The organism is Shewanella sp. (assembly GCF_041630135.1).
GTDB lineage: Bacteria > Pseudomonadota > Gammaproteobacteria > Enterobacterales > Shewanellaceae > Shewanella.
The window spans coordinates 24,690-36,889 of record NZ_JBFKLW010000038.1 but is presented as its reverse complement, the minus strand read 5'-3'; the positions used below and the strand labels follow the sequence as shown (position 1 = coordinate 36,889).

The 12,200-nt window shown below is 52.8% G+C and carries 12 protein-coding genes; 9 read left to right on the top strand and 3 right to left on the bottom strand.

Annotation, left to right across the window (positions count from 1 at the left end):
• Together rnr and rlmB are read left to right on the top strand one after the other, a co-directional pair.
• On the top strand, positions 1–1,969 hold a 1,969-nt coding region (gene rnr / locus ABYK60_RS11620), incomplete at its 5' end, for a ribonuclease R (protein WP_372872186.1).
• A complete protein-coding gene (gene rlmB / locus ABYK60_RS11615) occupies positions 1,970–2,710 on the top strand; it encodes a 23S rRNA (guanosine(2251)-2'-O)-methyltransferase RlmB (protein WP_372872185.1) in 741 nt (246 codons plus the stop codon). It begins immediately after the preceding gene.
• An 82-nt stretch (positions 2,711–2,792) separates the two neighbouring features.
• On the opposite strand, the gene ABYK60_RS11610 is transcribed toward rlmB, so the two are convergent.
• Positions 2,793–3,539, bottom strand: coding sequence for a DUF481 domain-containing protein (locus ABYK60_RS11610; protein ID WP_372872184.1), 747 nt, complete (start codon positions 3,537–3,539; stop codon positions 2,793–2,795).
• Positions 3,540–3,775: 236 nt separating this feature from the next.
• Between ABYK60_RS11610 and rpsF the strand changes: the two genes are divergently transcribed.
• Genes rpsF through rplI form a run of 4 tightly spaced genes read left to right on the top strand, consistent with a single transcriptional unit; the run spans position 3,776 to position 5,227 of the window.
• Positions 3,776–4,183, top strand: a complete 408-nt coding sequence (gene rpsF / locus ABYK60_RS11605; RefSeq protein ID WP_372872183.1) for a 30S ribosomal protein S6 — start codon at positions 3,776–3,778, stop codon at positions 4,181–4,183.
• A gap of 9 nt (positions 4,184–4,192) precedes the next feature.
• Positions 4,193–4,498 carry a primosomal replication protein N gene (gene priB, locus ABYK60_RS11600; protein ID WP_372872182.1) on the top strand — a complete coding sequence of 102 codons (306 nt, stop codon included), beginning with the start codon at positions 4,193–4,195 and terminating at the stop codon, positions 4,496–4,498.
• A gap of 11 nt (positions 4,499–4,509) precedes the next feature.
• Positions 4,510–4,737, top strand: a complete 228-nt coding sequence (rpsR, locus tag ABYK60_RS11595; protein ID WP_011761169.1) for a 30S ribosomal protein S18 — start codon at positions 4,510–4,512, stop codon at positions 4,735–4,737.
• A 40-nt stretch (positions 4,738–4,777) separates the two neighbouring features.
• On the top strand, positions 4,778–5,227 hold the full coding sequence (rplI, locus tag ABYK60_RS11590) for a 50S ribosomal protein L9 (RefSeq protein ID WP_372872181.1): 450 nt from the start codon (positions 4,778–4,780) through the stop codon (positions 5,225–5,227).
• A 248-nt stretch (positions 5,228–5,475) separates the two neighbouring features.
• Here rplI and ABYK60_RS11585 read toward each other — a convergent pair whose 3' ends face one another.
• The gene (locus tag ABYK60_RS11585) at positions 5,476–7,665 is read right to left on the bottom strand and encodes a S46 family peptidase (protein WP_372872180.1); all 2,190 of its coding nucleotides are present in this window, start codon (positions 7,663–7,665) and stop codon (positions 5,476–5,478) included.
• A gap of 116 nt (positions 7,666–7,781) precedes the next feature.
• Between ABYK60_RS11585 and dnaB the strand changes: the two genes are divergently transcribed.
• The gene (gene dnaB / locus ABYK60_RS11580) at positions 7,782–9,188 is read left to right on the top strand and encodes a replicative DNA helicase (protein WP_126168246.1); all 1,407 of its coding nucleotides are present in this window, start codon (positions 7,782–7,784) and stop codon (positions 9,186–9,188) included.
• Between the two features lie 30 nt (positions 9,189–9,218).
• A complete protein-coding gene (gene alr, locus ABYK60_RS11575; protein ID WP_372872179.1) occupies positions 9,219–10,295 on the top strand; it encodes an alanine racemase in 1,077 nt (358 codons plus the stop codon).
• Positions 10,296–10,373: 78 nt separating this feature from the next.
• Here the strand turns inward: alr and ABYK60_RS11570 are convergent, their stop codons facing one another.
• Positions 10,374–10,838, bottom strand: a complete 465-nt coding sequence (locus ABYK60_RS11570) for a chemotaxis protein CheX (RefSeq protein ID WP_372872178.1) — start codon at positions 10,836–10,838, stop codon at positions 10,374–10,376.
• A gap of 190 nt (positions 10,839–11,028) precedes the next feature.
• Here ABYK60_RS11570 and dusA point away from each other — a divergent pair, with 190 nt between their 5' ends.
• Complete coding sequence (gene dusA / locus ABYK60_RS11565; RefSeq protein WP_372872177.1) at positions 11,029–12,009, top strand: tRNA dihydrouridine(20/20a) synthase DusA; 981 nt, start codon at positions 11,029–11,031, stop codon at positions 12,007–12,009.
• Positions 12,010–12,200 lie beyond the last annotated feature (191 nt).

Here is a 12,200-nt window from a genome sequence, read left to right as displayed (position 1 = left end):
TGGCCGGTTCTGTGTCGATTCAGGTATGGCCTTTGTGGTGGCCGATGACAAGCGTATTCCCCATGAAATCCTGATTGCCAATGAAGACAAGAATGGTGCCCGCCATGGCGACGTGGTGGTGATTGAACTCACCCGTCGTCCGGGCCGCTACGTGCGTGCCGGTGGCAAGGTTACTGAAGTGCTGGGCAAGGAAATGGCGCCTGGCATGGAAATCGAAATTGCTCTGCGTAACTACGACCTGCCGCACCAGTGGTCATCGGTAATTGAGAAAAAGCTGCGCCGTATTCCTGACTACGTCACCGACGAAGACAAAGAAGGCAGAGTCGATCTGCGCGAACTGCCTTTGGTGACAATCGATGGTGAGGATGCCCGCGATTTTGATGATGCCGTTTATGCCGAGCGTAAGCGCGGTGGCGGCTGGCGTCTTTGGGTGGCGATTGCCGACGTGAGCCATTATGTGCGCACAGACTCTGCCTTGGATAAAGAAGCCCGTGCCCGGGGTAACTCGGTGTACTTCCCGTCGCAGGTTATTCCCATGCTGCCGGAGAAGCTCTCCAACGGCCTGTGCTCGCTGAACCCGGGCGTTGACCGCCTGTGTATGGTGGCTGAGATGACTATCTCTGCCAAGGGCGCCTTGTCGGGTTATAAGTTTTATCCGGCGGTAATGCACTCCCACGCCCGCTTCACCTATACCCAGGTGGCGGCCATGCTGGAAGGCGGCGAAGTGAAGGATGAGCACAAAGCACTGTTCCCGCACCTTAAGGTGCTTCAGGAGCTGTATCTGTGCCTGGATGAGCAGCGAGCTGAGCGCGGCGCCATCGCCTTTGAAACCCTGGAAACCCAGTTTATTTTCAATGAGCAGCGTAAGATTGACCGCATTGTGCCCCGTGCCCGTAACCAGGCGCACAAAATCATTGAAGAGTGCATGATTTTAGCCAACGTAGCCGCTGCCAAGTTTGTGATTAAACACAAAGGGCATGTGCTGTACCGGGTGCACGAAAAGCCGTCGGAGCAAAAGTTGACCCAGTTTAAGGACTTTCTTGCCGAGCGCGGTTTGTCCATGACCGGCGGCCTTGAGCCGGAGCCTGCGGATTATTTGGCGCTGATGGCTCAGTTGGCAGGCAGACCCGATGCCGAGCTTATTCAGGTAATGCTGCTGCGCTCAATGCGACAGGCCATTTACACCCCGGATAATGAAGGCCACTTTGGTTTGGCGCTTGAGGCCTACAGTCACTTCACCTCGCCCATTCGTCGTTATCCCGATCTGGTATTGCACCGGGTTATTCGTTACCTGCTTGCGAAAGAGCAGGGCCAGGCCAGTGAAAAATGGACTGCCGACGGCGGCTATCATTATCAGATTGAAGAGCTGGATTTACTGGGTGAAGAGTGCTCCAATACCGAGCGCCGCGCCGATGAGGCGACCCGTGATGTGTCCGACTGGCTTAAGTGTGAGTTTATGCAAGACCACGTGGGTGACAGCTTCAGCGGTGTGATTGCCTCTGTGACCAGCTTCGGTCTGTTTGTGCGACTGGATGAGCTGTTTATCGATGGGCTGGTACATATCTCCAGCCTTGGCAGTGACTATTTCCAGTACGATCCCCAGCGTCAGCGCCTGATTGGCGAAAACTCCGGGCAAATCTACCAAATTGGCGATCCGGTTGCCGTGAAAGTGGCGGCGGTCAATCTGGATGACAGACAAATCGATTTGCAGATGGAAGGCGAGCGTCCTGGCCGCAAAAAGCCGGGCAAGAAGCCGATGACAGCCCGTGACCGCGCCAATCTTGAAGGTGGCCGCAGTGGCAAAGACAAGCCAGGCAAAGGCGGTAGCGTGCGCAGCCAACTGGCTGGCGGCAAACTCGGCGGTGCTGATGGCAAGAAACGCGATGCCAAGGCGAAAGACGGTAACAAATCCAAAAAGGCGACCGAGCGTAAACCAAAGGCCGCCAAGCGAGTCAAGAGAAAGAAATAAATGAAGAAACAGGAATTGGTGTTCGGCATCCACGCGGTTGAATCTGTGTTGAAACACGCCCCTGAGCGGGTGCTGGAGCTGTGGCTGATGAATGGCCGCCAGGACGAGCGGGTACTGCCGCTGCTGGAAATCGCCCAGAACTGGGGCATCAAGTCGCAGCAGGCGGCTCGTAAGACCTTGGATGAGAAGGCCGAGAGCACCCAGCACCAGGGCATCATTATTCGGGTGCGCCCGGCCAAGGTGCTGACCGAAAACGATCTGGAGGCGCTGCTGGATAACACAGAAACCCCCTTTCTGTTGATCCTCGATGGCGTGACAGACCCCCATAACCTCGGTGCCTGCCTTCGAAATGCCGATGCCGCTGGCGTGCATGGGGTGATAGTGCCCAAGGATAACTCCGCTGGTTTAACGCCTACTGTGAGCAAAGTGGCCTGCGGCGCGGCTGAAACCGTGCCTCTGTTTCAGGTGACCAACCTTGCCCGCACCATGAAGCGAATCCAAGAGCGGGGCGTATGGATTGCAGGTACTGCCGGTGAAGCAGATTCAACCTTGTATGAGGCCAACCTTAAAGGTCCATTGGCGATTGCCATGGGTGCCGAGGGTAAGGGCCTCAGACGCCTGAGCCGCGAAGGCTGCGACACCCTCATTTCCATTCCGATGGCGGGCAGCGTATCAAGCCTGAACGTGTCGGTGGCAACCGGCATTTGCCTGTTTGAAGTAGTACGCCAGCGTTTGGGTTAATCCGGCATCAGCGCTTCTTGTCATCAATAAAAAAGGATTGCCTTGGCAATCCTTTTTTAATCAACGTTTGATTCAGCATCACTTATCGGAAGGTGTATAGCAGGTTGAAAGTGGTTACAGTATCCACTTGTTCGGTGCCTTCAGGCACCACTTCGGTGTACTTGATATTCATGCCGACCTTAAAGGCCAAGTCCTGAAACAGGATATTTTTATAACCGAGGTCCAAGGTCACAGCAGTGTTATTCTGGCCGACTTCGGCAGTCAGATCGGCGTTAAAGCTGCTGTATTCGTGAATGCGCTGCTCGAACTTGGCAGCGGTACGTAAAATTACATCGGTATCGGCTTCGGGCGCTGGCTTGGAAAGTGTCGCCTTGGGCTGACTGTACTGATAACCGGGGCCGATTTCGAGCTTGAGTTTGGTAGCATAGCTGCTGATGGCATCAAAGCCGTAACCCACAGAACCTGTATACAGCCGGGTATAAGAGCCGAACTCATCCCAGGTGCCTTCGCCGCGACCAAAAAAGTAACCTGATTTGACTTTAATGTTTGACTGAAACTGAGCATCGTACTTCTCTGCTGTGGTTTTTTCCGCGTCTGAGGCAAAGTAGGCTTTCAGCAGGGCTTCCTGGCGGGCTTTCTCTGTGTCATAGACCAGTTTGGTGCGGCCATTGAAGCTGCTGGATTCGGTGTTACCTGTGTTGAGTTGCAATCCGGCCTCAACTTCAGCAGTAAAGCCGGTTGCCGGCTCCTGATATTGGGGCGGCACCAGCGCTTGAACCTTGGTGGTAAAAAGCAAAATTACTAGGGAAAGCAAGCGTGTATTGATCATTTTAATTGCCAGTTCTTTTCCGGTTTCTATTGATAGCTCACATACCCGGATATCCGGGCAAAAAAGTGAGGGCTCATCATACCTTTGATAAAGAATCTGACAAAGTTATTGCTTGAGTTTTTAGTCGGCATTATGTAGTATTTCGCGCCTTATCAGCCCTTTTGAATTCGTTCCTTGCCTCAAAACTTGGTCCGGCTGAGCCAATAACGAGGCTACAAACCCGTAAGGAGCAATAAATGCGTCATTACGAAATCGTATTTATGGTTCACCCTGATCAGAGTGAACAGGTACCAGGTATGATCGAGCGTTACACCGGTGTTATCACCGAAGCTAACGGTAAGATCCACCGCTTGGAAGACTGGGGTCGTCGTCAACTGGCTTACCCAATCCAGGATCTGCACAAGGCTCACTACGTTCTGATGAACGTTGAAGCCACTGCTGAGTCTGTTGAAGAGCTGGAGACAGCTTTCCGTTTCAACGACGCTGTTCTGCGTAGCATGGTAATGCGCACCAAGGGTGCCATCACCGAGGCCTCTCCAATGGCTAAAGCTAAAGATGAGCGTGATGCTCGTCGTGCTGCCATCAGTGAGCGCTCTTCTGAGGCTGATGAAGCCGAAGAAAACGCTGAAGAATCTGCCGAGTAATTTCTGTTTGTGACCGCAAACTCTTTGGTGCTGACTGGCTCTGTTTTAAGGGTCAGACGCTTTAAAAGCCCAGCAGGGATCCCACACTGTGTGGTTCAGCTAGAGCACCGAAGCCAACGTTTCGAAGCCGATTTGCCCAGAAACGTCTATTGCCAAATTCAGGCAATCATGAGCGGTCAGCACTTTGAGTGCATTACAGATAAATTGCAGGCAGGCATGGAAATCCAGGTACAGGGTTTTATCTCGACTCAACAGAGTCGGAATGGACAAAGTCGCTTGGTTATTCATGCCGAAAATGTCGAATTGAAATCTTAGGAGACTGTCACATGGCACGTTATTTCCGTCGTCGCAAGTTCTGCCGTTTCACCGCTGAAGGTGTTGCAGAGATCGATTACAAAGATATTGCTACTCTGAAGAACTACATCACTGAGAGCGGCAAAATCGTTCCAAGCCGTATCACCGGTACCAGCGCTAAGTACCAGCGCCAACTGGCTCGCGCCATCAAGCGCGCTCGTTATCTTTCTCTGCTGCCATACACTGATCTGCATCAGTAATTCCAGCATTGAAGCCTAATCGTATAGAGAGGATTTGATAATGAACGTTATTCTGCTTGATAAAATCGCAAACCTGGGCAACCTGGGCGACCAGGTGTCTGTAAAGGCTGGTTACGCCCGTAACTTCCTGCTGCCACAGGGCAAGGCCGTTGTTGCCAACGCCGAAAACGTAAAAGTTTTCGAAGCCCGTCGCGCCGAGCTGGAAGCCAAACTGGCTGCCGACCTGACTGCTGCCACTGCCCGTGCTGAGAAGATCTCTGCACTGGAATCTGTTGTTATCGCTTCTAAAGCCGGTGACGAAGGCAAGCTGTTTGGTTCTGTAGGTACTCGCGACATCGCTGACGCCGTTACCGCCGCTGGCGTTGAACTGGCCAAAGCTGAAGTTCGTCTGCCACACGGTGCCCTGCGCACTACTGGTGACTTCGAAGTTGAAGTACAGCTGCACACCGAAGTGAAAGCCGTTGTTAAAGTAACTGTAGTTGCTGAATAATCGCTTTTAAGCTTCAAAGAAAACACCGCCGAATGGCGGTGTTTTTTTATGGCTTTTCAAAACGGCTTGTGCTGGATGAGGACACTGATGGATGTGGAATATATTCATATTGGGTAAGTAATGGCACACTTATCAGAAAGTAAGTAAGTGGATCTGATCGATTGAACCTACTCATACTTTTCGCTTATCAACGGTATGAACCCAAAAAAGGCCACCCTGAGGTGGCCTTTTTACGATATATAACCTTGTTAGTTGGTTACTATGTTCATCTCATCAAGCAGGTTGTGGGCGTTGTCGACTTTGTCCATCATCCACAGGATGTAACGTATATCTACGTGTACAGCGCGGGTGATTTCCGGGTTAAAAAACCAGTCTTTGGTGATAGCTTCGTAGGTGGAGTCGAAGTTGAGTCCCACCAGTTCGCCTTTGCCGTTAAACACGGGCGAGCCGGAGTTGCCGCCTGTGGTGTCTACGCTCGTGAGGAAGTTCACCGGCACCGAGCCGAAAACCTCGGGTTTATCCAGACATGAGAACAGACGGCACATTAAGCTTCGGGCATCCGGGTAGAGGTCATCCACTTTGTGTTTGCCCATGTCACCGGCCTTGATCGCATCCAGCACTTTTTGCGGGGCATTGTATGGTTCAACCCCTGTGTGCTTGGCTACTATGCCTTCGAGACGGGTGAAAGGCTGCTTATAGAGAGCGTCACGGGACTGATATCCATCCACCATGCCGTAGGTTATGCGCAAAGTGCCGTTGGCATCTGGGTACACAGGCCAGCCTTTATCTTTGTAGTAGGCAATTACCGCCTGCATCATCGCCGGGCGGGCAATACTCAGCTTACCATCCAGGGTTTTTTCGGCCTTTTCCTGTGCCATGCGGGTGTCGTACAGCGAAACGGCAAGCTGAATGAAAGGGTCTTCACTTGCCTCGAACTCGGCAGGTGTCTTGTCCATCCAGGCGAGACGGCTGACCTGGTCAGTCAGGCCGGTGGCGCTGTAAAGCGCATCCAGTCGTTCAGACAAGGGCTTGTCGCCACCTTTATTCAGCATATTGTCCAGCGCTTCAACCCGGTGAGACTGAGCCAGATACTCTTCAATATCGGCCTGCCACAGCACCTTGTCTACTTTCACATCAAAGCTGGAGTCGATGCGCTTCAGGCGATCGGCGAACATCTTGATGTCGCGCTCCTGAAAGCCTTGCTCACGCTCAGCATCGGGCTTTTGTTTTTCCTGAGCCAAGCGGTACAGGCTGTTGGCTGCGCCGAGAAGGTCACTGGACTGGGCATTCTCGAAGTAATAGTTGGTCTGATACTGATCCTGGCCTTCTTTGATCAGGGCTTTAAGCTCTGCCATTTGTTTGGCATCGCCGTGGCTGGCAAACCAGACCATAAAAGCATCTTCGCGCTGCTGCTTGATGGCAGCTATGTCGGTGGCTTTAAAGCCGTCAAGCAGGCCATTGAGTTTTTTCATGCGGTTGGCCATACCAGCCAGGGTACCTGCATATTTGATGGCAAGTTCCTGCTCGGCGGCGCCCATAGCCTCAATGGTATCGATACGTGCCTGGTAACGTTTGGCCTGAGTGGGGTAGAGCCAGTTGCTGGCAAACTCAAGCTCGGTGGTCAGACGGTAGCGGCTGGTCGAACCGGGGTAACCTGCAACAAATACGCCATCACCGGCTTTGACACCAGAGCCATTCACTTTCAGGAAGCTCTTTGATTGATAGGGCACGTTGTCTTCGCTGTATGGTGCGGGTTTACCATCTTTGCCTACATAGGCACGCAGGAAGGTAAAGTCGCCGCTGTGGCGCGGGTATTCGTAATTGTCGATGTCTCCGCCATAGCCACCCACACTTTCAGGAGGCGCGTACACCAGGCGTACGTCGCGGATCATCAGTTGCTTGATGAGGTAATATTCCAGACCATTGTGGAAACTGCGTACAGAGCAGCGATAGTTATCATCGCTCTCACACTCTTTAATCAGTGCTTTTTCACGATTTTCAATGGCTTCAACCCGGGCCAGTGGCGCTTCGGGCAGGGCGTCGGTGACGGTTTTGGTTACGTCAGTAACCGCTTCGGTCACGTACAGGCGTTCGTTGGGGCCAGCAGAAGGTTCCTTGTCTTTGCTGGTCGCGAGGAAGCCCTCGGCCAGGTAGTTTTTATCCTTGCTGCTGTTATATTGAATGGCCCGGTAAGCGCAGTGATGATTTGTCACTACCAGCCCTTGGGGGGATACGAAACTGGCGGTACAATACCCCAGCCCCACCACGGCATTCATAGGATGGCGAGTCAGGTCGGCGAGTTGTTCTGCAGGAATATCGATTCCACGGGCCTTGAGTTTGTCTGCGATGGAAGGCATCTGATAAGGTTGCCACTGGCCTTCGTCGGCGACTGCCAGCCCGGATGAGAGCACCAGCGCCGCTGCCACTAGGTTGCGCATGTTGATTCCTTAATTATTGTTCGTGAGTCCATCGTGGATGGGAAAGGCTTTGGTATCACCAAAGTCGCGAAGATTTATACCATATTTTGCAAATCCGTTGGATATTGGGAGACCGAATGTCACAGGAAGCCGCGTTTAAGCCCAAGGGGAAACCCAGAGACGCTCAGCTTGATGCGCTAAAAATGCCGCCACACTCCATTGAGGCCGAACAGTCGGTGCTCGGTGGTCTGATGCTGGATGCCGAAGCCTGGGATAAAGTGGCCGAGGCCGTGGTGCGTGACGATTTTTATTCCCGCTCTCACCGATTGATATTCTCTGCCATGCAAAGGTTGGTGGAGCAGGGTCAGCCGCTCGATTTGATTACCGTGTCTGAGCAGCTGGAGCTGAATAACGAGCTGGAAGACGCCGGTGGCTTTGCTTATCTGGGCGAAATTGCCAAGAACACCCCCAGCGCCGGTAACATTCACTCCTATGCCGAAATCGTGCGTGAGCGTGCGGTGGTGCGGGAGATGATCCGGGTCGCTCACGAGATTGCCGATGCCGGTTATAACCCGGAGGGCCGCGACTCCAGCGCCTTGCTGGATTTGGCCGAAACCAAGGTATTCAAGATTGCAGAGCAGCGGGCCAATGCCAATGAAGGCCCCGAGGACATAAAATCCATTCTTGAGAAAACCGTCGATAAAATCGAAGAACTGTACAATAACCCCCATAATGGCGTGACCGGGGTGTCCAGTGGCTTTTCCGATCTCGACCGCATGACCGCAGGTTTTCAGAGTGGCGATCTGGTGATTGTGGCAGCCCGTCCGTCGATGGGTAAAACCACCTTCGCCATGAATCTGTGCGAATACGCCGCCATGAATGAAGACAAGCCTGTGCTTATTTTCAGTCTCGAGATGCCCTCGGAACAGATCATGATGCGTATGCTCGCGTCCCTCGGACGCGTGGATCAAACCAAGGTGCGTACCGGTCAGTTGGATGATGAAGATTGGGCACGGGTGTCTTCCACCATGGGGCTGATGCTCGAGCAGGGCAAGATGTACATCGATGACAGTTCGGGTCTGACCCCCACTGAAGTGCGCAGCCGTGCCCGCCGGGTTGCCCGTGAGTGGGGTGGTCTGTCGATGATCATGGTCGACTACCTGCAGCTGATGCAGGTGCCGGCGCTGTCCGATAACCGTACTTTGGAAATTGCAGAAATTTCCCGCTCACTCAAGGCGCTGGCCAAAGAGTTGGAAATTCCTGTGATTGCACTGTCGCAGCTTAACCGCTCGCTGGAACAAAGAGCCGACAAGCGCCCGGTGAACTCGGATCTGCGTGAATCAGGCTCTATCGAGCAGGATGCGGACCTCATCATGTTTATCTACCGTGACGAGGTATACAATAACGATTCTGCCGATAAGGGCACGGCCGAAATCATTATCGGTAAGCAGCGTAACGGCCCTATCGGCCGGGTGCGTCTGACCTTCCAGGGCCAATTTTCCCGTTTCGACAATTATGCCGGTCCTCAGTTTGAGGAGGACTGATCCCCTTATGTCTCTCACAAGGCAGTTATTTTGAAACCCTTTCCCCGCGCAGAAATCAGTAGTCGCGCGCTGAAGGCCAACCTTGTCAGGTTGCGGCAAATCGCACCCGGCAGCAAGGTTATGGCCGTGGTCAAGGCCAATGGTTATGGTCATGGCCTGCTGAATGTTACCGGGGTCGTCGATGACGCCGACGGTTTTGGTCTGGCCCGCCTCGAAGAAGCCCTGGAAGTGCGCGCCGGTGGCGTAAATGCCCGGCTGTTGTTGCTGGAGGGTTTTTTCCGTACCGAAGACCTGCCTTTGTTGGTGGAGCACGACATTGATACCGTGGTGCACCATGAATCACAGCTGGATATGCTGGAGTCAGCGCAGCTGAAAAAGCCCGTCACTGTGTGGCTGAAAGTGGATTCAGGTATGCATCGCCTGGGGTTTCATCCACAAGAATTCGAGCAGGTGTATCAGCGTCTGCTGGCTAATGCCAATGTGGCCAAACCTGTGCATCTGATGACCCATTTCAGTTGCGCTGATGAACCTGAAAAAGGCGTGACGTCAGCGCAGATTGCGCGTTTCAACGAACTGGTTGGCGGCCTACCCGGTGACAAAACGCTGGCTAATTCCGCAGGGGTGCTCTATTGGCCGGCCAGCCAGGCCGATTGGATCAGGCCGGGTATTGCTCTGTATGGCGTGTCGCCGGTCGCAGGCGATTTGGGTGTTAATCACGGTTTGCAACCCGCCATGGCGCTGATGTCGCAGCTGATTGCCGTACGTGAGCATAAGGCCGGTGAAAGTGTCGGCTATGGCGCTTACTGGACTTCAAGTCGTGATACCCGTCTCGGCGTTGTGGCTATCGGTTATGGCGACGGTTATCCCCGCAATGCCCCTGAAGGTACGCCAGTGCTGATTAATGGCCGCAGGGTGCCGATAGTGGGACGGGTTTCCATGGACATGCTGACGGTTGATTTGGGGCCTGAAGCCAATGATAAGGTTGGTGATGCTGCCATGTTGTGGGGGCCAGACCTGCCGGTAGAAGAAGTGGCTGAGCAGATTGGTACTATCGCCTATGAGCTGGTGACCAAGCTGACGCCGCGGGTGGCTGTTTGCCTGGATTAACCACTTGGTGTGGATAGATACTTGAACAGAAAAAGGCGCTCAGATCCGGGGCGCCTTTTTTTGTGTCGTTTTTAACCGTCAGTTTTCGAAGCAGATTTCGATATAGGCCGTGCCGTAGGGGCTGGTAAACGGCATAATGATTTTATTGCCGTCTGCCTTATGGGAGATCCTGTGGCCAGTGCCAGCCACGACAACCGGGGTCGCCATTTCAAAGTCATACCCCTTTTCACCCAACAGGTTTTTTGCGCCGCCGGTGACCATGTTGGTGATTTCCCCCACCATGTCGGTTACTTCATCGTTAATTTTTCCTGGGTTTTCACCGAGCATATTTTGCATTATTTGCAATGCCAGGCTTTCATCGAAGGTAATTGACATCGAACCTTTGGTCTGCGGGCCAACCATACCAATTAACCCGGATACATCGCCTTTGGCCAAATTGTCAGTCTTGAGTCTTGGTTTGCCCGGAGTCAGCTGCAGTGATGCCATGGTAGACAGTACATTCAGCAGAGACTGTAAAAACGGGTTGATAAATTCGACGTTCATTCCGGGCGCACCTCAATCAACTTTTTTGTAAAACCAATTATGCATAGCTGTCACATTATCATAAGGGTAGATGAATTTTATACTTACGGGGAAGTTTTACCCCGCTGCGCCACTGGATAACAGGTGTTGTTTTGAAGTGCAGCTGTGTAAAATATCCGCCCTTTATTGCCGCTGACAGGATGGGCCTTATATGCCATCGCCATTAAATCGTACTTTCTCGGTTGCGCCTATGCTCGACTGGACAGACAGACATTACCGTTATTTTGCCCGGCTGATGTCCACTCAGGCGCTGCTCTACACCGAAATGGTGACGACAGGCGCAATTTTACATGGAAAGGGTGATTATCTGGAGTACAACGAAGAAGAACATCCGTTGGCGCTGCAACTGGGGGGCTCCAATCCTGATGATTTGGCTGCCTGTGCCAGGCTCGCTGAGGCGCGTGGCTATGATGAAGTTAATCTCAACGTAGGATGTCCGTCGGACAGAGTGCAAAATGGCCGTTTCGGCGCCTGCCTGATGGCAGAGCCGAAACTGGTGGCCGAGTGCGTGGATGCGATGCGCCAGCAAGTATCGATTCCTGTGACGGTAAAGACCCGCATTGGTATTGACGAGCAGGACTCCTATGACTTTCTGACCGACTTTATCGACATTGTTGCAGCGGCCGGCTGCGATACCTTTATCATCCATGCCCGTAAAGCCTGGTTGCAGGGCCTGAGCCCGAAAGAGAACCGCGAAATTCCGCCGCTGGACTACGACCGTGTGTATCAGCTCAAGCAGGACTACCCACAGCTATCTATCAGCATCAATGGTGGCGTGACCTCGATTGATGCGGCTAAAACCCATCTTGAGCGGCTTGATGGTGTGATGGTTGGACGCGAAGCCTATCAGAACCCTTTTATTCTGGCTGAAGTCGACAGTGCCCTCTGCGGGAAGACCTCACCGGTCCACAGCCGGGAAGAAGTTATCGGGAAATTACTTCCTTATATCGGGAAACACCTTGAGCAAGGTGGCAGGCTCAATCACATTAGTAGACATATCATAGGTTTATATCAGGGAATTCCAGGCTCACGAGCCTGGCGCCGTCACTTGAGTGAAAACGCTCACAAGCCTGGCGCCGGTATCGAAGTGATTGAAAATGCACTGAAAGCCATGGCTGAGAGTCGCCTCTAATCCTGCATCTCCTTCTTGTTGGCGAAATTTACTAAAGGCTTGGTGAATTTCGCCTGCTAACCATCTCCCTTCCGTTCTTCTTTTGTGTTAAGTGCCATTTAACCTTTTGTAAAACAGTGCCTTGCCTTTATTTTTCAAAATTGGCACGACAATTGTAATTCCTCTTGCGACATAGGTTAACAACAGGAGTG